The organism is Staphylococcus sp. EZ-P03 (genome assembly GCF_003344575.1).
GTDB classification, from domain to species: domain Bacteria; phylum Bacillota; class Bacilli; order Staphylococcales; family Staphylococcaceae; genus Staphylococcus; species Staphylococcus simulans_B.
Window position 1 is genome coordinate 61,226 of sequence record NZ_QPMO01000008.1, and the last position, 21,092, is coordinate 82,317.

Annotated in this window: 19 protein-coding genes and 1 other RNA gene; all 20 read left to right on the plus strand. The window is 37.8% G+C overall.

Annotated elements, in window-relative coordinates; genetic code table 11:
• Positions 1-7: 7 nt before the first annotated feature.
• The 20 genes from rplU to DVJ99_RS03910 all read left to right on the plus strand — a co-directional run bounded on the left by rplU (position 8) and on the right by DVJ99_RS03910 (position 21,047).
• Positions 8-316 carry a 50S ribosomal protein L21 gene (rplU, locus tag DVJ99_RS03815; RefSeq protein WP_105992613.1) on the plus strand — a complete coding sequence of 103 codons (309 nt, stop codon included), beginning with the start codon at positions 8-10 and terminating at the stop codon, positions 314-316.
• Between the two features lie 2 nt (positions 317-318).
• Positions 319-639: a ribosomal-processing cysteine protease Prp gene (locus DVJ99_RS03820; RefSeq protein ID WP_105992614.1), complete on the plus strand. Its 321-nt coding sequence runs from the start codon at positions 319-321 to the stop codon at positions 637-639.
• Between the two features lie 11 nt (positions 640-650).
• Entirely contained in the window at positions 651-935 is a 285-nt protein-coding gene (gene rpmA / locus DVJ99_RS03825) for a 50S ribosomal protein L27 (RefSeq protein ID WP_105992615.1), read from the plus strand.
• A 130-nt stretch (positions 936-1,065) separates the two neighbouring features.
• Positions 1,066-2,358, plus strand: coding sequence for a GTPase ObgE (obgE, locus tag DVJ99_RS03830; RefSeq protein WP_105992616.1), 1,293 nt, complete (start codon positions 1,066-1,068; stop codon positions 2,356-2,358).
• A 10-nt stretch (positions 2,359-2,368) separates the two neighbouring features.
• Complete coding sequence (locus DVJ99_RS03835; RefSeq protein WP_114603210.1) at positions 2,369-2,824, plus strand: ACT domain-containing protein; 456 nt, start codon at positions 2,369-2,371, stop codon at positions 2,822-2,824.
• 12 nt (positions 2,825-2,836) lie between these two features.
• Positions 2,837-3,442 (plus strand): Holliday junction branch migration protein RuvA, encoded by a 606-nt coding sequence (gene ruvA, locus DVJ99_RS03840; RefSeq protein ID WP_114603211.1) that lies wholly within the window; start codon positions 2,837-2,839, stop codon positions 3,440-3,442.
• Between the two features lie 23 nt (positions 3,443-3,465).
• The gene (ruvB, locus tag DVJ99_RS03845; protein ID WP_105992619.1) at positions 3,466-4,482 is read left to right on the plus strand and encodes a Holliday junction branch migration DNA helicase RuvB; all 1,017 of its coding nucleotides are present in this window, start codon (positions 3,466-3,468) and stop codon (positions 4,480-4,482) included.
• A complete protein-coding gene (gene queA / locus DVJ99_RS03850; RefSeq protein ID WP_114603212.1) occupies positions 4,472-5,497 on the plus strand; it encodes a tRNA preQ1(34) S-adenosylmethionine ribosyltransferase-isomerase QueA in 1,026 nt (341 codons plus the stop codon). The genes ruvB and queA overlap by 11 nt, the downstream gene beginning before the upstream one ends.
• Positions 5,498-5,515: 18 nt before the next feature.
• Complete coding sequence (tgt, locus tag DVJ99_RS03855) at positions 5,516-6,655, plus strand: tRNA guanosine(34) transglycosylase Tgt (protein ID WP_114603213.1); 1,140 nt, start codon at positions 5,516-5,518, stop codon at positions 6,653-6,655.
• Positions 6,656-6,671: 16 nt separating this feature from the next.
• Positions 6,672-6,932, plus strand: a complete 261-nt coding sequence (yajC, locus tag DVJ99_RS03860) for a preprotein translocase subunit YajC (RefSeq protein ID WP_002481121.1) — start codon at positions 6,672-6,674, stop codon at positions 6,930-6,932.
• Between the two features lie 430 nt (positions 6,933-7,362).
• The gene (gene secDF / locus DVJ99_RS03865; protein WP_114603214.1) at positions 7,363-9,639 is read left to right on the plus strand and encodes a protein translocase subunit SecDF; all 2,277 of its coding nucleotides are present in this window, start codon (positions 7,363-7,365) and stop codon (positions 9,637-9,639) included.
• 140 nt (positions 9,640-9,779) lie between these two features.
• Positions 9,780-12,053 (plus strand): single-stranded-DNA-specific exonuclease RecJ, encoded by a 2,274-nt coding sequence (gene recJ, locus DVJ99_RS03870; protein WP_114603215.1) that lies wholly within the window; start codon positions 9,780-9,782, stop codon positions 12,051-12,053.
• An 18-nt stretch (positions 12,054-12,071) separates the two neighbouring features.
• Positions 12,072-12,590, plus strand: coding sequence for an adenine phosphoribosyltransferase (locus tag DVJ99_RS03875; protein WP_105992624.1), 519 nt, complete (start codon positions 12,072-12,074; stop codon positions 12,588-12,590).
• Between the two features lie 377 nt (positions 12,591-12,967).
• Positions 12,968-15,157 carry a RelA/SpoT family protein gene (locus tag DVJ99_RS03880; RefSeq protein ID WP_105992625.1) on the plus strand — a complete coding sequence of 730 codons (2,190 nt, stop codon included), beginning with the start codon at positions 12,968-12,970 and terminating at the stop codon, positions 15,155-15,157.
• A 16-nt stretch (positions 15,158-15,173) separates the two neighbouring features.
• The gene (dtd, locus tag DVJ99_RS03885) at positions 15,174-15,626 is read left to right on the plus strand and encodes a D-aminoacyl-tRNA deacylase (RefSeq protein ID WP_105992626.1); all 453 of its coding nucleotides are present in this window, start codon (positions 15,174-15,176) and stop codon (positions 15,624-15,626) included.
• Positions 15,623-16,498 carry an N-acetylmuramoyl-L-alanine amidase gene (locus DVJ99_RS03890; protein ID WP_114603216.1) on the plus strand — a complete coding sequence of 292 codons (876 nt, stop codon included), beginning with the start codon at positions 15,623-15,625 and terminating at the stop codon, positions 16,496-16,498. Before dtd ends, DVJ99_RS03890 begins: the two co-directional genes overlap by 4 nt.
• A 324-nt stretch (positions 16,499-16,822) precedes the next feature.
• A complete protein-coding gene (hisS, locus tag DVJ99_RS03895; protein WP_114603217.1) occupies positions 16,823-18,097 on the plus strand; it encodes a histidine--tRNA ligase in 1,275 nt (424 codons plus the stop codon).
• A 15-nt stretch (positions 18,098-18,112) separates the two neighbouring features.
• Complete coding sequence (gene aspS, locus DVJ99_RS03900) at positions 18,113-19,879, plus strand: aspartate--tRNA ligase (protein WP_114603218.1); 1,767 nt, start codon at positions 18,113-18,115, stop codon at positions 19,877-19,879.
• Positions 19,880-19,951: 72 nt separating this feature from the next.
• Positions 19,952-20,142: non-coding RNA, 6S RNA (gene ssrS, locus DVJ99_RS03905), on the plus strand.
• Between the two features lie 128 nt (positions 20,143-20,270).
• Positions 20,271-21,047 carry a tRNA threonylcarbamoyladenosine dehydratase gene (locus DVJ99_RS03910; RefSeq protein ID WP_114603219.1) on the plus strand — a complete coding sequence of 259 codons (777 nt, stop codon included), beginning with the start codon at positions 20,271-20,273 and terminating at the stop codon, positions 21,045-21,047.
• The last annotated feature ends 45 nt before the right edge of the window (positions 21,048-21,092 follow it).

Consider the following 21,092-nt stretch of genomic DNA (forward strand, 5'->3'; position numbering starts at 1 on the left):
GCAAAGTATGTTTGCTATTATCGAAACAGGCGGTAAACAAATTAAAGTAGAAGAAGGTCAAGAAATCTACGTTGAAAAATTAGACGTAAATGAAGGTGACGCTTTCACTTTTGACAAAGTTTTATTTGTAGGCGGAGACTCAGTTAAAGTTGGTGCTCCAACAGTAGAAGGTGCTACTGTAACAGCTACAGTAAACAAACAAGGTCGCGGTAAGAAAATCACTGTATTTACTTACAAACGTCGTAAAGACTATAAACGTAAAAAAGGCCATCGTCAACCATACACTAAATTAACAATCGACAAAATCAACGCTTAATCATGATAAATATAGACGTTTCGTTTAACGATGAAGGTCAAGTTACAGATGTCATCATGGATGGTCATGCTGAACATGGCGAGTATGGTCATGATATTGTCTGTGCTGGAGCTTCAGCTGTCTTATTTGGAAGTGTAAATGCCATTCTTGGATTAACATCTGAAAGACCCGATATTGATTACGACGATGATGGAGGTTATTTCCACATCCGAAGTGTAAACGTAAACGATGATCAAGCGCAATTAATTTTGCAAGCAATGCTCGTTTCGCTTCAAACTATTGAAGACGAATACCAAGATAATATAAAATTAAATTATAAGTGAGGTGTATCCAGATGTTAAAATTAAACTTACAATTCTTCGCATCGAAAAAAGGGGTAAGTTCTACTAAAAACGGACGTGACTCTGAATCTAAACGTCTTGGCGCTAAACGTGCTGACGGACAATTCGTAACAGGCGGTTCTATTTTATTCCGTCAACGCGGAACTAAAATTTACGCTGGTGAAAATGTAGGTCGCGGCGGCGATGACACATTATTCGCTAAAATTGACGGCGTTGTTAAATTCGAACGCAAAGGCCGTAACAAAAAACAAGTTTCAGTTTACGCTGCAGCTGAGTAATTTTGTTGACGCAACACCAGAAGTTTAACTTCTGGTGTTTTATTTTTGTCTTTATTTCTCTGGGTACATAAATAATGATATAATATTCTAGATATTGCATTAGAAAACATATAAAAAAGAGGTGAGAAACATGTTTGTCGATCAAGTGAAAATACTATTAAAAGCTGGTGACGGCGGTAACGGCATTACAGCATACAGAAGAGAGAAATATGTTCCATTCGGAGGACCAGCAGGCGGCGATGGCGGTCGCGGTGCATCAGTGATATTCGAAGTAGATGAAGGATTAAGAACATTGCTTGACTTCAGATACCAACGCCAATTCAAAGCGAAACGCGGTGAAGGCGGTCAAGGCAGCAACATGCACGGCAGAAATGCGGAGGATTTAGTACTTAAAGTACCGCCAGGCACTATTATCAAAGAAGTTGAAACAGGCGAAGTTCTAGCGGATTTAGTTGAAAACGGCCAACGTGCAGTCATTGCCAAAGGCGGCCGCGGCGGACGAGGCAACTCTCGTTTTGCGACACCAAGAAACCCTGCGCCTGATTTCAGTGAAAACGGCGAACCAGGCGAAGAAATTGAAGTTACATTAGAATTGAAATTATTAGCGGATGTAGGACTTGTCGGTTTCCCAAGTGTCGGTAAATCTACATTGCTTTCTACAGTGTCAAAAGCTAAGCCTAAAATCGGTGCTTACCATTTTACTACTATCAAACCTAATTTAGGTGTGGTTTCAACACCGGATGGCAGAAGCTTTGTTATGGCAGACTTGCCAGGATTAATCGAAGGGGCTTCTGAAGGTGTCGGTTTAGGCCATCAATTCTTGCGACATGTCGAAAGAACAAAAGTTATTGTACATGTTATCGATATGAGCGGTTCTGAAGGCAGAGACCCGTTAGAAGACTATGAAACGATTAATAACGAATTGAAATCTTATGGTCAGCGATTAGAAGATCGTCCGCAGATTGTTGTTGCGAACAAAATGGATTTGCCTGATTCAGAAGATAATTTAGAATTATTCAAAGCATCTGTCGGCAAAGATATTGAAATCATTCCAGTTTCAGCATACACACGCGACAATATCGATCAATTGCTCTATGCGGTAGCTGATAAATTAGAAGAGTACAAAGATGTAGACTTCTCTAAAGAAGATGATGAAGCATTAGGTGTAAACCGTGTACTTTATAAACACACACCATCACAAGATACATTTACGATCACGCGTGATGATGATGCGGCTTATGTTGTCAGCGGCAAAGCAATTGAAAGAATGTTCAAGATGACTGACTTTAACAGTGATCCTGCAGTCAGACGCTTTGCACGTCAAATGCGTTCAATGGGTATTGATGATGCATTACGAGAACGCGGAGCGAAAAATGGAGATATCGTCAGAATTTTAGGCGGAGAATTTGAATTCGTTGAATAGAGGTGTCTAAGTGAACGATAAACAAGTTAAGAAGTTCTATCTGATACGAGAAGATGTACTGCCTGAATCTGTGATCAAAACATTGCAGATTAAAGACGCTTTAAAGGAAAATCCGCACTTATCCATTTACGAAGCAGTGAAAAAGTTCGGTTTATCCCGCAGTGCGTTTTATAAGTACAAAGATACTATTTTCCCCATTGATGAAAAGATGGAGGAAAGCAAAGAGTTTACGATTATTCTTTATGTGCATGACAAGGTAGGTATGCTTGCGCAAGTTCTCAATACGATATCTCAAATTCAAATGTCGATATTAACGATTCATCAAAGTATTCCTATGGAAGATAAAGCAACCATTACACTATCTTTGAATTCAGCTGGCAGTCAGGCCTCAATGGAAGATGTGATTTATGCGTTGAGAAATATAGAAAATGTATATAAAGTAGAAATTATAAGTATGTCCATGTAAGGAAGTGACGGCATGTATGCATATATAAAAGGGCAATTGACGCAGCTTTTTCCAACACATGTTGTGGTTGAAACGAATGGCGTCGGTTATGAGATTCAAACACCGAACTCTTATCGTTTTCAATCATCTTATCAAAAGGAAGTTGTCATTTATACTTCCTTAGTAGTAAGAGAAGATGCGCAATTACTTTACGGATTTGTTTCTGAAGAAGAAAAAGAAATGTTCTTAAGTCTGAATAAAGTAACGGGTATCGGTCCTAAATCAGCTTTAGCAATTTTAGCTGCCAGTACCCCGAACGAAGTTAAAATCGGAATTGAAAATGAAAACGAAGCGTATTTAACGGAGTTTCCGGGCATCGGTAAAAAGACAGCCAGACAAATTATTTTAGACTTGAAAGGCAAAGTTAAAATTACCGAAGAAAGCGCAAGTACTTTATTAACGCAGCCCGACAGCAATGTGTCTGGCAATGACCCTGTTGTTGAAGAAGCATTGCTTGCTTTAGATGCCTTAGGCTATTCTAAACGTGAATTGAATAAAGTTGAAAAGAAACTCAATGCAGAACATTTCGAGTCTGTAGACGATGCAGTCAAAGCAGGTTTGAAACTGCTTATTTCATAAATTTGTAATAAGGAGGGGACAAAATGGATGACAGAATGGTAGATCAGTCCGTGCATGATGATGAATATTCATTTGAATTATCATTAAGACCGCATTTACTAAGACAATATATTGGCCAAGCTTCAATTAAAGCCAATTTAGAAGTTTTTATCAAAGCAGCTAAAATGCGTGAAGAGCCATTAGACCATGTCTTATTATTCGGTCCCCCTGGACTCGGTAAAACGACACTGTCTAATATTATTGCGAATGAAATGGGTGTCAATATCAGAACAGTAACCGGTCCTGCAATTGAACGCCCAGGCGACTTAGCAGCCATACTCAATGGCTTGCAGCCGGGCGATGTCTTATTTATTGATGAAATCCATCGCTTGAGCAGTGTAGTAGAAGAAGTGCTTTATCCTGCAATGGAGGACTTTTATTTAGATATTGTTATCGGAAAAGGCGAAGAAGCGAGAAGTATCCGCATTGATTTGCCTCCGTTTACACTGGTTGGAGCCACTACGAGAGCCGGCAGTTTAACTGGTCCGCTGCGCGATCGCTTTGGTGTCCATCTGCGTTTAGAGTTTTATAAAGAAAATGAACTCAAAGATATTATTAAAAGAACAGCAGATGTCTTGGATACTGAAATCGATGATGAAAGTGCAGTTGAACTTGCTAAACGCAGCCGCGGTACACCGCGTATTGCGAATCGATTATTAAAACGTGTCCGTGATTTCCAACAAGTAAATGAAGATGACAAAATTTATATTGAAACGACAAAACGTGCTTTACAGCTCTTGCAGGTAGATGATTATGGTTTAGATTATATTGACCATAAAATGATGCGTTGTATTATAAACCAATATAACGGCGGACCTGTCGGTTTAGACACTATTGCAGTTTCAATCGGAGAAGAACGTATTACTATTGAAGATGTCTATGAACCTTTCTTGATTCAAAAAGGGTTTTTAGAACGTACGCCTAGAGGCAGAAAAGCAACACCCCTAGCTTACGAACACTTTGGTACAGAACATGGAAAGAGGGACGATTTTGAATATTGAAGAATTTGATTACCATTTGCCAGAATCATTGATTGCACAAACGCCTTTAAAAAACAGAGATACTAGTCGTTTGTTAGTGCTGCATAAAACGAATGGCGAAATTGAACATCGTCACTTTAAAGATATTTTAGAATATATCAACCCAGGCGACACATTGGTATTAAATGATACGAAAGTGATGCCTGCACGTTTATTCGGAATAAAAGAAGATACAAAAGCAAAAGTTGAAATGCTGATGCTGACACAAATAGAAGGCGATGATTGGGAAGTATTGCTGAAACCTGCCAAGCGTATTAAAGTTGGACAAAAATTATCATTCGGCGAAGGCAAAATCATTGCTGAATGTATAAAAGAATTAGAACAAGGCGGACGCATCATGCGTTTATCGTATGAAGGTATTTTGCAAGAACGTTTGGATGAGCTTGGAGAAATGCCTTTGCCGCCATACATCAAAGAGCGCTTAGATGATCCTGATCGCTATCAAACAGTGTATGCAAAAGCAGCGGGTTCTGCAGCTGCACCAACAGCAGGTCTGCATTTTACAGACGCATTATTAGAACAGCTGAAAGAAAAACAAGTGAACCTTGCTTTTGTAACGCTACATGTCGGATTAGGCACTTTTAGGCCTGTCAGTGTGGAAAACATCGACGATCACAAAATGCATAGCGAGTACTATCAAATGTCGCAAGCAACAGCGGATTTATTGAATGAAACTAAGGCACAAGGAAAACGAATTATCTCTGTGGGTACAACTTCGACAAGAACACTTGAAACGATACGCAGAGACCATGACCAATTCGTAGCAAAAAGCGGTTGGACAGATATATTTATTTATCCAGGCTTTGAATTCAAAGCTATTGATGGTTTAATTACGAATTTCCATTTGCCTAAATCAACACTTGTCATGCTGGTTTCCGCATTCAGTTCAAAACAATACATTTTAAATGCATATCAAACAGCTGTTGAGATGAAATATCGTTTCTTCAGTTTCGGCGATGCAATGTTAATTATTTAAGGGAGTCGTGAAAAAGTTATGCCTGCAGTAACTTATGAACATATTAAAACATGTAAACAATCCGGTGCGAGGTTAGGAATTGTGCATACACCGCATGGTTCTTTCGAAACACCGATGTTTATGCCAGTTGGAACAAAAGCCACAGTAAAAACAATGAGTCCAGAAGACTTGCGTGCGATCAACGCAGAAATCATCTTAGGAAACACATACCATTTATGGCTTCAGCCGGGCAGTGAAATTATCAAACGCGCTGGCGGCCTGCATAAATTTATGAACTGGGATGGTCCGATTCTTACAGATTCAGGCGGATTCCAAGTCTTCAGTTTAAGCAATCTGCGTAAAATCACAGAAGAAGGCGTACACTTCAGACATCATAAAAATGGTTCTAAACTCTTTTTAAGTCCAGAAAAATCAATGGAAATTCAAAATGATTTAGGATCAGATATTATGATGGCTTTTGATGAATGTCCTCCGATGCCGGCAGAATACGAATATGTTAAAGATTCTATCGAACGTACAACAAGATGGGCTGCACGATGCAAAGCAGCGCATCAGCGTACTGAGGATCAAGCATTATTCGGTATTATCCAAGGCGGAGAATATAAAGACTTGCGTCAGCAAAGTGCTGAAGAATTAGTCAAACTTGATTTTCCAGGTTACGCTATCGGCGGATTATCTGTAGGTGAGCCTAAACCAGTCATGTATGATATGGTTGAACATACAGAACAATTTATGCCGAAAGATAAACCGCGCTATTTAATGGGTGTAGGTTCTCCTGATGCATTAATTGAATGCAGTATCAGAGGTATGGACATGTTTGATTGTGTCTTGCCTACACGTATTGCCAGAAATGGTACATGTATGACTTCAAATGGCCGTGTCGTAATTAAAAATGCTAAGTATGCGGAAGATTTAGGTCCATTGGACGAAAATTGCGATTGCTATACATGCCGTAATTATTCTAGAGCATATCTTCGCCATTTGATAAAAGAGGAAGAAACTTTCGGTATACGTCTAACTACTTACCATAATTTGTATTTTCTGTTAAAATTAATGGAGGATATCAGACAGGCCATTCGGGAAGATCGTCTTTTAGATTTTAAAGAGGAATTCTTCGAACAATATGGATTGAATGAAGAAAATCCTAAAAACTTTTAATTAAAGGAGAATGTTTGTGAATTTAACCGGTCTTATTTTACCTATTGCATTACTAGCTTTAATGTGGTTCTTCATGATCAGACCACAACAAAAGCGTCAAAAAGAACACCGCGAAATGGTGAATCGTTTGGAATCAGGACAACACGTTACAACAATCGGCGGAATCAAAGGTGTGGTTCGCGCAGTTGATGAAACAACAGTTGTGATTTCAGTTAACGATAAAGGCACTCAAATCACTTTTGAAAAAGGTGCTGTTAAACAAGTTAATCCAGACTAATCGCATATTGCGTTAACAAAGTATAGGTTTTTTAATCAAGCAATTCCTGTACATAGATTAACAACATCACATCCCGTATAGATCCTTAGAGGATTTGTACGGGGTGTTTTTGTTCATTTGAAATACTTCACTTCCTTGAAAAATAGTTTTAAATTAGTGCTAGAGCGTGTATAATTCATTATTGGAATACGACTTAATAGGATTCTGTATAGTTCAACCGTAATTAAATCGCATTATAAATTAAGTTGAAATATGCATGAATTTGAATGCGGTCTGTTTTGAAAGTGAAGGAAGGATGTAGTAAGCTATAAAGGTTCATTCAAATAGATTGTATGTCAAAACAATTCACATTATGCAGTGCAGTTTTGGCTTGCAGTTGGTTTGAAAAATCAAGTATGCTATTTACATAAGTAAATAATGAGGTGTTCATGTGAAGAAAAACAGTAGAATAATTGCATTCTTGTTACTTGTTGTTTTGCTATTTGCAGGCATGGGAGCTACATATAAGAGTGTAATTAAAGATGTTCGTTTAGGCTTGGACCTTCAAGGTGGATTTGAGGTACTTTACCAAGTAAATCCATTGCAAAAGGGTGATAAGATAGACGATAAGGCTGTACAAGCCACAGCCAAGACATTAGAAAACAGGGTTAACGTTTTAGGGGTATCTGAACCTAAAATTACAGTGGAAGATAATAACCGTATCCGTGTACAATTAGCGGGTGTTAAAAACCAAAATGAGGCAAGGGATATTTTATCTTCACAAGCGAATTTAACAATTCGAGACTCTGATGACAATGTTAAATTAACAGGTAAGGATTTAGTTCAAGGTTCTGCGAAACAAGAATTCAAGCAGAATACAAATCAGCCGGCAGTTACGTTTAAATTGAAAGACAGCAAAAAGTTCAAAAAAGTAACTGAAGAGATTTCAAAACGCAAAGAAAACGTAATGGTTGTTTGGTTGGACTTTGAAAAAGGCGACAGTTACCAAAAAGAAAAAGATAAAAAAGATCCGAAATACGTATCAGCCGCTTCAGTTGATCAACCAATCAACTCAGACAGCGTAGAGATTTCCGGCGGATTCAACGGTGAGGAAGGCGTACAAAAAGCCAAACAAATTGCGGACTTATTGAACTCTGGTTCATTACCGGTTCAATTAAAAGAAATCTACTCTAACTCAGTAGGTGCACAATTTGGTCAAGATGCACTTGATAAAACAATCTTCGGATCATTATTAGGTGTCGGCATTATTTATTTATTCATGGTAGGATTCTACAGATTGCCGGGTATCATTGCCGTGATTACGTTGACAACATATATTTATTTAACACTTGTTGCATTCAACTTCATTCATGGTGTGCTAACATTGCCAGGTTTAGCCGCACTCGTATTAGGTGTCGGTATGGCAGTCGATGCGAACATTATCATGTATGAACGTATCAAAGATGAATTGAGAATCGGACGAACGTTGAAACAAGCGTTCCATAAAGCTAATAAGAGTTCCTTCATCACTATTTTAGATGCGAACTTAACAACTGTCTTAGCCGCAGCTGTACTGTTCTTCTTCGGTGAAAGTGCAGTTAAAGGTTTCGCAACAATGTTATTACTTGCGATTCTTATGAGTTTCGTAACAGCAGTATTCTTAACACGTATTTTATTATCACTGCTTGTACAATCAAATTACTTCAAGAAAAGCTTTGGATTATTCGGTGTTAATAAAAAGCATAGACATGATATCAACGAAGGTATCGATGTGTATCAATTGAAAACACCTTATGACCACTGGAACTTTATGAAGCTTGCTAAACCATTGTTCTGGGCAAGCGGTGTGGTTATCGTTGCAGGTATCGTGATTCTGTTTATCTTCAAACTGAACCTAGGTATCGACTTTACCAGCGGTACACGTGTTGATATGAAAGCAGATCACAAAATTACACAACAAGAAGTCACTAAAAAGATTGAAGATGCAGGTCTGAAAGCAGACAGAGTTGCACTATCAGGCAATAACGACAGTGCATCAGTTCAATTCAAAGAAGATTTATCGAAAAATGAAGTGGCTAAAGTCAAATCAATGATGAAAAAAGAATTCGGCAACGATCCGACTGTCAACACAGTATCGCCTGTAATCGGACAAGAGATTGCGAAAAACGCATTATTATCTCTGATTTACGCATCGATCGGTATGATTATTTACATTTCATTACGATTCGAATGGCGTATGGGTCTTTCATCCATCATTGCATTGCTGCATGACGCATTTATGATTGTCGCAGTGTTCAGTCTCTTCAGAGTCGAAGTCGATGTAACATTCATCGCTGCAGTGTTAACAATTATCGGTTACTCTATCAACGATACTATCGTTACATTCGACCGTGTACGTGAGAACTTGCATAAGATGAAAGTTATTACCAAACCGGAACAAATTGATAAAATTGTAAACCGTTCTATCCGACAAACAATGACACGTTCCATCAATACAGTATTGACTGTTGTGATTGTAGTCGTAGCATTATTAATCTTCGGTGCATCAAGTATCTTTAACTTTGCACTGGCATTATTAATCGGTTTAGTTTCTGGGGTATTCTCATCTATCTTCATTGCCGTTCCGTTATGGGGCATGATGAAGAAAAAACAACTTAAAAATGCACCAAATCAAAAACTTGTAGTTCATCGTGAAAAACGTAAAAACGAAGATAAAATCCTAGTTTAATTTGATTTTGGTATTAACTCTCAGACTTTTTCAGTCTGGGAGTTTTTCATTCGAAAGAAAAACAGTATTTCAGTAGAAGTTGCTTTTTATTTTTTGGGTTCTTCTGTATAATGACATGTGGAAAAGAGGGAAGTCGTTCTATGATTAAAGCTAAGTATAAATGGGACTTACAACAAAATAATACGGAAATCGCACCTGAAGTTGTACAATCATTGAAATTAACACCGATTGTGCAAAAAGTACTGCAAAGCAAAGGTATTGTTGCACAAGAGGAGATTCAAAAACTGCTTGTACCATCTCAGTTGAAACATGATCCGTTTTTATTAAGCGATATGCAGAAGACTGTTGATAGAATCAATCATGCACTCGACAAAAAGGAGCGCATTTTGGTTTATGGAGATTATGATGCGGATGGTGTTACGTCTACTTCTATTTTAGTTACGGCTTTACGTGAATTGGGAGCTGAAGTCGGCTGGTACATACCGAATCGATTCACAGAAGGTTATGGCCCGAACGAAGCAGCATTTAAAAATGCGGCTGATGAAGGTATTAATCTAATTATTACAGTCGATAACGGCATTCAGGGCCATCATGAAATGGAAGTCGCAAAATCATTGGGTATCGATGTGATTGTGACCGATCACCATGAAATCGGTGAAACATTGCCGGATGCCTATGCAATCGTACATCCAATGCATCCTGAATTTGATTATCCGTTCAAATATTTAAGCGGTGCCGGTGTTGCACTGAAAATTGCACAAGCATTGCTGGATCATCCATCACCATCCTTTACTGCTTTAGCAGCCATCGGTACTGTAGCGGATTTAGTCTCATTAACAGATGAAAACCGTGCCATTGTTCAACAAGGTTTGAAAGTTATGAACGATCAGCCGTTTGATTCAATCACAGCTTTATTGAATCAAGCAGGTCATAACGATGTGATTACTGAAGAAACTATCGGCTTTATTATCGGTCCGAGATTAAATGCGGTCGGCCGTTTGGATGATGCAGGATTAGCTGCAGAATTATTAATGTGCGAAAGTGCAGAAGAAGCTGAGTTCTTAGCTGAACAAGTTGAACACTTTAATCAAGAACGAAAAGATATCGTTCAAGAAATTGCGGAAGAAGCCTTAGAGATGGCACAAGCAGAAGTCGATGCAGGAAATCGTTTCTTAATTCTCGCTAAAGAAGGCTGGCATGAAGGTGTTTTAGGTATCGTTGCTTCACGTATCGTAGAAACATACGGCTTACCGACAATTATTTTAAATATCGATACTGCACAAGACTTTGCGAAAGGTTCAGCACGAAGTATCGAGCAAGTATCAATGTATGAAATACTAGATAAAGAACGCAGCTTGATTTCGAAATTCGGCGGCCACCACATGGCAGCAGGTATGACACTTCCGATTGAAAGTATTGAACCTTTGAAAGCAGCGCTGAATCAGCATATGGAAGAAATTGCGCAAACAGAAGACTTAACACCAAGAAAGAAAGTGGATTTAGTATTAACAGAATCGGACATCACAGTTAAAAATATCGCAGATATTCAAAAACTGAGACCGTTCGGTACTGATTTTACAAGTCCGTTGTTCGAACTTGATAATGTTGTTGTCAAACAAGCAAAAGGTATCGGACAAGAAGGCAAGCATTTAAAAATGACTTTAGGGGATTCAAAACTGCAAGCACTTTATTGGCAGCACGGCGAATATGCGAATCAGCTTGAACCGAATGAACCGTTGAATATGATTGGTGCGCTTCAAATTAATGAATGGAACGGCAATCAATCACCACAGTTCATGGTGCAGGATATGGCTTCAGAAGCACTTCAAATTCTTGATTTCAGAGGCAAAGCCCGTCAGCATGAAATGCATGATGAAGCCTCTACAGCAGAAATTATCAATGCACAGCAAACTAAGACGCATGAACATCAATATTATTATGGGAATATGATTGATAGACCATATGAACGCTATGTGTTTAAAGAATTGCCGTTGAATTTAGAAACAATGGAGACGACACTGAACTCCATGCAAGAGAGCCAGATTATTTTAGAATTAAAACATAAGCAGTCGATTTACTTTGACGGCATGCCGAGTATGAATCATTTCAAAGCTTGCTATAAAGCACTGATGGCTAAGAATGAAGTCAATCTTCAGCAAGACGGCATGCAGCTATGCGAATTTCTGAAAATCAAGCCGCCATTGCTCATTTTTATCCTCAAAGTATTCAATGAATTGGATTTCATTGAGGATAATCATGGTATAATCAAAGTGAACCAGAATGTGGTTAAAAAGGACATAGCATCCAGCAAGCTTTACCAAGCTAGACAAAAGCGGATGGATGTTGAAAAATTCTTATTGTATGATGATTTTTCAAAAGTTAAAAATTGGATTAAAGCACAGCTAGCTAAGTAATTAGGAGGATATATAGAAATGGATTTAAAACAATATGTTTCAGAGGTACAAGATTGGCCGAAAGAGGGCGTAAACTTTAAAGACATCACAACAATTATGGATAACGGTGAAGCTTATGGCTACGCTACAGATCAAATCGTCAACTTTGCTAAAGAAAAAGAAGTTGATATCGTAGTCGGACCAGAAGCCCGCGGTTTCATTATCGGATGTCCGGTTGCTTACTCTATGGGAATTGGTTTTGCACCTGTAAGAAAAGAGGGCAAATTACCGCGTGAGGTCATTAAATACGAATATGACTTAGAGTATGGCACAAACGTTCTTACAATGCATAAAGACGCAATCAAACCAGGTCAACGTGTCTTAATTACTGATGACTTGCTAGCAACTGGCGGAACAATTGAAGCAACAATCAAACTTGTTGAAGAATTAGGCGGCATTGTAGCTGGTATTGCATTCATTATCGAATTGAAATACTTGCATGGTATTGAAAAAATAAAAGATTATGAAGTATTAAGTTTAATTTCATACGATGAATAATAGAATGTATCGCTTGCTTTCGTTTGGCAGGCGATACATTTATTTATTTGCAATATCAGACTTTTATTTTTAAAATAAATATTAATTCCGTATAAAAAAAGGTTCGCTGTATATTGCAGGATAATTGTGAATGTTTAAACAATGTGGTTCGTATAGAGGTTCAATTATCTGTCAATGTATAGTAGAATAGATATATTATTTAATATAAATGTAGGTCGCAGTTAAAGAATGAGGTCAATTGTATATGAGATAGGAGTGGTAACCTATCATCATTTTCAAAATACTTAAATAAAATTCATCTGAATTCTATGCGGTATGCCTCTTTATACTTGAAACATAACATTTATATGAAAAATGAATATGTGGGGGTGTCTAATGTGAATAATGAATATCCGTACAGTGCAGACGAGGTCCTGTACAAAGCAAAGTCTTATTTAAGTAAAGAAGAATATGAACATGTCCTTAAGAGTTATCATATTGCTTATGAAGCACACCAAGGACAATTCAGAAAAAATGGTCTGCCATATATTATGCATCCCATTCAAGTGGCTGGAATCTTAACTGAAATGCATCTGGATGGTCCGACCATTGTTGCGGGCTTTTTACATGATGTTATCGAGGATACGCCTTACACATTTGATGACGTAAAAGCAATGTTTAATGATGAAGTAGCCATGATTGTCGAAGGGGTTACTAAGTTAAAGAAAGTGAAGTATCGTTCTAAAGAAGAACAACAAGCTGAAAACCATCGTAAATTGTTTATTGCGATCGCTAAAGATGTTCGGGTCATCTTAGTAAAATTAGCCGACAGACTGCATAATATGCGAACATTAAAAGCAATGCCGAGAGAAAAGCAAATCAGAATTTCTAAAGAAACATTAGAAATTTATGCACCGCTTGCACACCGTTTAGGGATTAATACCATTAAATGGGAACTTGAAGATATTGCGCTGCGCTATATTGATGGCGTACAGTACTTCCGTATTGTTAATCTCATGAAGAAAAAGCGCAGTGAGCGTGAAGCGTATATTAAGAATGCGATTGAACGTATTCGTGCTGAGATGGATAAAATGCATATTGAAGGCGAAATTAATGGTCGTCCGAAGCATATCTACAGCATTTATCGCAAAATGATGAAACAAAAGAAACAGTTCGATCAGATTTTCGACTTATTAGCAGTCCGCATTATTGTGGATTCGATTAAAGATTGTTATGCGGTCTTAGGTTTGGTACATACGTTATGGAAACCTATGCCAGGCAGATTTAAAGACTATATTGCCATGCCGAAACAAAACATGTATCAATCCTTGCATACGACAGTAGTAGGTCCGAACGGCGACCCGCTGGAAATTCAAATCAGAACGCATGAAATGCATGAAATAGCAGAACACGGGGTTGCGGCACACTGGGCGTACAAAGAAGGCAAAAAAGTAACAGATGATAATTCAGGCTATGCTAAAAAATTATCATGGCTGAAAGATTTGGCTGAAGCGGATAAAACAGCAAATGATGCTCAAGAATTTATGGAATCATTGAAGTTTGATCTGCAAAGTGATAAAGTATACGCCTTCACACCGCAAAGTGATGTTATCGAACTGCCGTATGGTGCCGTGCCGATTGACTTTGCTTATGCTGTGCATAGTGAAGTCGGCAATAAAATGATCGGTGCGAAAGTCAACGGTAAAATCGAACCGATTGATTATGTACTGCAAACCGGCGATATTGTTGAAATCCGTACGAGTAAACATTCATACGGACCGAGTCGCGATTGGTTGAAAATTGTGCGTTCATCCAGTGCTAAAAGCAAGATTAAAAGTTTCTTCAAGAAACAAGATCGTTCTTCTAACATTGAAAAAGGAAAATTCATGGTAGAAGCTGAAATCAAAGAGCAAGGTTTCAAAACAGAAGATGTTTTAACTGAATCTAATATTGAAATTGTGAATCAAAAATACAACTTCTCAAACGAAGATGATTTATTCGCAGCAGTCGGTTTCGGCGGTGTGACATCTTCTCAAATCGTCAACAAATTAACTGAGAAACAACGTATTCTTGATAAACAGCGTGCATTGAATGAAGCACAAGAAGTCACAAAATCAGTGCCGATTAAAGATAATATTACAACTGACAGCGGCGTGTATGTAGAAGGTATAGAAAACGTATTGATTAAATTGTCGAAATGCTGCAATCCAATACCTGGTGACGACATTGTCGGTTATATTACTAAAGGACATGGTATTAAAGTGCACAGAACCGATTGTCCGAACATTAAAAACGAAACAGAACGTTTAATCAATGTGGAGTGGGTAAAATCAAAAGACTCCACACAACGTTATCAAGTTGATTTAGAAGTAACCGCTTATGACCGTAACGGCCTGCTTAATGAAGTATTGCAGGCAGTGAATGCAACAGATAGTAATTTAGTTAAGGTTTCTGGTAAATCTGACGTAGAGAAAAATGCTATCATTAACTTGAGTGTTATGGTTAAAAATGTCAATGAAGTCTTCAAAGTTGTTGAGCGTATCAAACAGCTAGGAGATGTTTATACAGTTACAAGAGTCTGGAACTAACTGAGGTGTTTATTATATGAGAGTAGTAGTACAACGTGTTAAACAAGCATCTGTAACAAATGACTCGATCAACGCATCTATCGGGAAAGGTTTATGTTTATTGGTCGGTGTCGGACAAGATTCTACAGAAGCAGATGTGAAAGCAGTAGCAAAAAAGATTGCAAATGCAAGAATATTTGAAGATGAACAAGGAAAAATGAATTTGAATGTTCAGCAAATCGGAGGTTCTGTATTGTCGATTTCTCAATTCACGCTTTATGCGGATGTTAAGAAAGGCAACAGACCTGGATTTACAAATTCAAAAGCTCCTGATGAAGCGAATCGTTTGTATGAAGCTTTAAATGACGAGTTACGACAATTCGATCTTGAAGTGAAGACAGGTGAATTCGGAACAGATATGTTGGTGGATATCGCAAATGACGGTCCTGTAACTATTATCTATGAAAGTCAGGACGGCAAAGTGATATGAACCGAATTGAACGGTGGTTTAAAAAGAATAGACTGAAACCTATTCCCGTGCTGATTGCCCTGATTCTAATTATCATTTTGGTCTTTATCATCATATTGGTAGCGAATTATCAATATAAACATGATGATAGTGTCACAATGAAAGAAGATGCAGAATTAAGAACCGGACCTAACGCAGTCTATCCTGAAATTTTTCCAGCTGAGAAAGGCCAAACTTTTCATCAAATTGATAAAAGGGGCAAATGGCTCTATGTAGAAACAAAAGACGGCAAAGATAAAGGTTGGGTTGCCGGCTGGCATACGGATTTAGATATTCCTCCGGATAATGATCCGAATGCTAAGCCGTTAAAAGGCAAAGTGATTGTACTGGATCCTGGTCATGGCGGAGGAGACCAGGGTGCTTCCAGTTCAACTAAATATAATTCACTTGAAAAAGTTTACACCTTGAAAACAGGTTTAGAACTTAAAAAGAAATTAGAACAAGAAGGCGCTAAAGTCAAAATGACAAGAGATAAAGATGAATACGTCAAATTGAAAGACAGAAATTTCAAAGGCGACGCATTTATCAGCTTACATAATGATGCATTGAAATCACCTGAAGCCAATGGTGTGACAGTATACTGGTTTAAGAAGCAGCAAGAAGGCCTTGCGGAAGCTTTGAGCATGAGTATACAGAAAAAAGGATTGTTATCGCCTAAAGGTGCAAGACAAGAAAATTATCAAGTACTGAGACAGTCGAAACTGCCGGCAGTATTGATAGAATTAGGTTATATCAGCAATCCGACAGATGAAATGATGATTCGCGATAAATTGCATCGTCAAGTATTGGAACAAGCAATTGTTGACGGTCTGCGCATGTACTTTTCATCTTAAATAGTTGCAATCAATGCTTAAAATCGTTATGATAGTATCTGAATAAAATAATTAAAACCGTTATGATTCTTGAATAGACATTACGAAATGGCAAAAGAGAAATAATCCTTGGCTGAAAGATTATGCAGAGTAAGCGTGTCAATATTGAACACAAGAAGAGGTGAAGTGCAATACTTGCTGTTGTACTTCCGTAAGACATACGTTAAATGTTTAAAGTGGAGCTGATTTTTTCGGCTCAATTAGGGTGGCAACACGGAAAATTCGTCCCTTGTGTGATAGTGATATCATGCAGGGGATTTTTTATTTCTAAAAGGAAGTGACGAGATGATAAATATACCGCGCGGTACACAAGATATACTGCCTGATCAAAGCAGAAAATGGAGATATATTGAATCAAAATTAGACGAGTTAATGGAACTTTATAATTATAAAGAAATCCGTACACCGATTTTCGAAAGCACAGATTTATTTGCGAGAGGTGTCGGCGACTCTACAGATGTCGTTCAAAAAGAAATGTATACATTTAAAGATAAAGGCGACAGAAGTATTACATTAAGACCTGAAGGTACAGCTGCAGTTGTGCGTTCATATATTGAAAATAAAATGCAAGGCGACCCGAACCAGCCGATTAAATTGTATTATAACGGACCTATGTTCAGATACGAACGTAAACAAAAAGGACGTTATCGCCAATTCAACCAATTCGGTGTAGAAGCGATTGGTGCACAAGACCCAAGTATTGATGCTGAAATACTTGCCATGGTAATGCACATTTATCAATCATTCGGCTTAAAACACTTGAAATTAGTGATTAACAGTGTCGGTGATTTTGAATCACGCAAAGAATACAACCAAGCATTAATTGAACACTTCGAACCTGTTATCGATACATTCTGCAGTGATTGTCAATCACGTTTGTATACAAATCCAATGCGTATTCTTGACTGTAAAGTCGATAGAGATAAAGAAGCTGTTAAAACAGCACCGCGTATTACAGAATATCTTAACGAAGAATCTAAAACATATTTCGAACAAGTGAAAAGCTATTTAGATGAATTAGGCATTCCGTATGTAGAAGATCCAAATCTTGTACGCGGATTAGACTACTATACACACACAGCATTCGAATTGATGATTGATAGTCCAGATTACGACGGTGCAATCACAACGTTATGCGGCGGCGGAAGATACAATGGTCTGCTTGAATTGTTAGACGGACCTAAACAAACAGGTATCGGTTTTGCTTTAAGTATCGAACGTTTATTGCTGGCACTTGAAGAAGAAGGTATCGAAATCGAAGACGAAGATCATCTTGACTTATTCGTCGTAACAATGGGCGACAAAGCAGATCGCTATGCCGTTAAATTATTAAACGACTTGCGTCATCACGGTATTAAAGCAGATAAAGACTATTTGAAACGTAAAATCAAAGGTCAAATGAAACAAGCTAACCGTGTCGGTGCAGAATATACCATTGTTATCGGTGATCAAGAACTTGAAGATGGAAAAATCGATATTAAACACATGGAAAGCGGCGAAACTGAAAGTATTCAGTTAACAGATTTAGTATCGTATTTCGAAGAAAAGAAAGCAAAATAAGAGGAGAGTATGAAAATGAGTAAAAGAACAACTTATTGTGGTCTTGTAACTGAAGACTTTTTAGGACAGCACGTAACATTGAAAGGATGGGTGCATAACCGCAGAGACTTAGGCGGATTGATTTTCGTAGACTTGCGTGACCGCGAAGGCTATGTACAAATCGTATTCAACCCTGATTTTTCTAAAGAAGCATTAGAAATTGCAGAATCTATCCGTTCAGAATATGTCATCGAAGTTGAAGGTACTGTCACTAAACGTGATCCTGAAACAGTCAATAATAAAATCAAAACAGGTAATGTTGAAGTGCAAGTAGATAAAATCAACATTATCAACAAAGCACAAACACCTCCGTTTTCAATCAACGATGATTCACAACAAGTTGACGAAAATATTCGTTTGAAATATCGTTATTTAGATTTAAGAAGACAAGAGTTGGCGCAAACAATCAAAATGCGTCACCATATTACACGTTCAATTCATGAATATCTTGATAACGAAGGTTTCTTAGATATTGAAACACCATTCTTAACAAAATCAACACCTGAAGGTGCACGCGACTACTTAGTTCCTTCTCGTGTGCATGAAGGAAAATTCTATGCCTTGCCGCAATCTCCGCAATTATTCAAACAATTATTGATGATCAGCGGATTCGACAAATACTATCAAATCGTTAAATGTTTCCGTGACGAAGACTTGCGTGCAGACAGACAGCCGGAATTTACACAAGTCGATATCGAAATGAGTTTTGTGGATCAAGAAGATGTTATGGAAATGGGCGAAGACATGCTTAAAAAAGTCGTAAAAGACGTGAAAGGCATCGAATTGACTGAACAATTCCCACGCATGACTTATGCAGAAGCAATGGCACGTTACGGTTCTGATAAACCAGATACACGTTTCGACATGGAATTATTAGATGTATCTGAACTTGGTCAAACAATGGACTTTAAAGTTTTCAAAGATACAGTTGAAAAAGGCGGAGAAGTTAAAGCCTTAGTAGCAGAAGGTGCTTCAGACAAATATACACGTAAAGACATCGATAAATTAACAGAATTTGTTAATATCTACGGTGCTAAAGGATTAGCATGGGTTAAAGTTGTTGAAGACGGTTTAAGCGGTCCGATTGCAAGATTCTTCGAAGATGCAGATGTTGAAAAATTAAAATCATTAACAGGCGCAAAAGCAGGGGATTTAGTATTATTCGTTGCTGACAAACCAAGTGTTGTAGCGCAAAGTTTAGGTGCATTGCGTGTGAAACTTGCACATGAGTTAGGTTTAATCGACGAAGACAAATTAAACTTCTTATGGGTAACAGATTGGCCGTTATTAGAATATGACGAAGATGAAAAACGTTATGTGGCAGCACACCATCCATTCACATCTCCTAAAGATGAAGACTTGGAAAAATTAGACTCAGAACCAGAAAATGCACAAGCCAAAGCATATGATATCGTATTAAACGGTTATGAACTTGGCGGCGGTTCAATCAGAATTCACAACGGTGACATTCAATCTAAAATGTTTGAAGTGCTTGGATTCACAAAAGAAGAAGCACAAGATCAATTCGGCTTCTTGCTTGATGCATTCAAATATGGTGCACCACCACATGGCGGTATCGCATTAGGTTTAGACCGTTTTGTAATGTTATTGACAGGACGTACAAACTTGCGCGACACAATCGCATTCCCTAAAACAGCATCAGCTGTATCATTAATGACACAAGCACCAAGTGAAGTATCTGACAAACAACTTGAAGAGTTAGCCTTACGTATTCGTCACTAATAAAATATTTCCATTTCAAGGGCTTTTAAATTTGCAAATTGGAAATAATGTGGTAATATTTAATTATAAGATAGTCGTCTGAAATACTCGTAGTTTGCTGTATGTATTTTGACCTAACACTCTTTGATCAGGGAGCCCAATAGGTTTTCTTGCAGCGCACACGCCTCTATAGGAGGACGTGCAAAACAAGAAACAGGGCACCCACCTGTAATTAGCAGGCCAAAATGATCAAGCGCTAACAACTACGGTACAACGGATTCTATCGTACGTAGGACTTCGGTCCTGCGTATTTTTTTTATAAAAGTTTAGAAAATGTTAAGAAATGAACTTGCAAAAGTTTGTTATAATGGTTCAATGTTAGTTAAGTAATACAAAAGGAGTAAGAAGTAGAATGAAGCATCAATTTTCACGTAATGAATTGGCTTATGGTAAAGAAGGACTGGATTTATTAAAAGAACAAACAGTTGCTGTTTTAGGCGTTGGGGGTGTTGGTTCTTTTGCTGCTGAAGCATTAGCAAGAACAAATATCGGCCATATCATTTTGATCGATAAAGATGATGTCGATATCACAAATGTTAACCGCCAGCTGCATGCATTGACGACAACAATCGGCCAAAGCAAAGTAACATTAATGGAAGAACGTATTAAGTTGATTAACCCGGATTGTAAAGTGACTTCATTACATATGTTCTATAACGAAGATACATATGAAGCGCTGTTCAATGACTATGATATTGACTATATCATTGATGCAAGCGATACAATTATTTACAAAGTTCACTTAATGGAAGAATGCTTAAAACGCGGGATTAAATTGATTTCTAGTATGGGTGCTGCAAATAAGACAGATCCTACACGCTTCCAAATTGCGGATATTTCAAAAACACATACAGATCCGATTGCTAAAATCATTAGACAAAAGCTTAAAAAAGACGGGATTAAAAAGGGCGTACCTGTAGTATTCTCTGATGAAAGTCCGATTGTAATCAGAGAAGATGTGAAGGAAACTGTTGGCGATAAAAATGCGGCAACAAGAAAAGGACAAATACCGCCATCATCAAATGCTTTTGTACCAAGTGTTGTAGGTTTGATTTGTGCAAGTTATGTCATTAATGACGTACTTAAAGATATTCCTGTAACACGTATTAAAGACGGCAAACAAAAATAAAAGGCTGATAAAGAATCGTAATCATTCATTACGATTCTCATATCA

Bases quoted from the DNA above. Each gene is read 5' to 3' on its own strand.
- rplU (WP_105992613.1), top strand. From the start codon at position 8: ATGTTTGCTATTATCGAAACAGGCGGTAAACAAATTAAAGTAGAAGAA.
- DVJ99_RS03820 (WP_105992614.1), top strand. From the start codon at position 319: ATGATAAATATAGACGTTTCGTTTAACGATGAAGGTCAAGTTACAGAT.
- rpmA (WP_105992615.1), top strand. From the start codon at position 651: ATGTTAAAATTAAACTTACAATTCTTCGCATCGAAAAAAGGGGTAAGT.
- obgE (WP_105992616.1), top strand. From the start codon at position 1,066: ATGTTTGTCGATCAAGTGAAAATACTATTAAAAGCTGGTGACGGCGGT.
- ruvA (WP_114603211.1), top strand. From the start codon at position 2,837: ATGTATGCATATATAAAAGGGCAATTGACGCAGCTTTTTCCAACACAT.
- ruvB (WP_105992619.1), top strand. From the start codon at position 3,466: ATGGATGACAGAATGGTAGATCAGTCCGTGCATGATGATGAATATTCA.
- tgt (WP_114603213.1), top strand. From the start codon at position 5,516: ATGCCTGCAGTAACTTATGAACATATTAAAACATGTAAACAATCCGGT.
- recJ (WP_114603215.1), top strand. From the start codon at position 9,780: ATGATTAAAGCTAAGTATAAATGGGACTTACAACAAAATAATACGGAA.
- DVJ99_RS03875 (WP_105992624.1), top strand. From the start codon at position 12,072: ATGGATTTAAAACAATATGTTTCAGAGGTACAAGATTGGCCGAAAGAG.
- dtd (WP_105992626.1), top strand. From the start codon at position 15,174: ATGAGAGTAGTAGTACAACGTGTTAAACAAGCATCTGTAACAAATGAC.
- DVJ99_RS03890 (WP_114603216.1), top strand. From the start codon at position 15,623: ATGAACCGAATTGAACGGTGGTTTAAAAAGAATAGACTGAAACCTATT.
- hisS (WP_114603217.1), top strand. From the start codon at position 16,823: ATGATAAATATACCGCGCGGTACACAAGATATACTGCCTGATCAAAGC.
- aspS (WP_114603218.1), top strand. From the start codon at position 18,113: ATGAGTAAAAGAACAACTTATTGTGGTCTTGTAACTGAAGACTTTTTA.
- DVJ99_RS03910 (WP_114603219.1), top strand. From the start codon at position 20,271: ATGAAGCATCAATTTTCACGTAATGAATTGGCTTATGGTAAAGAAGGA.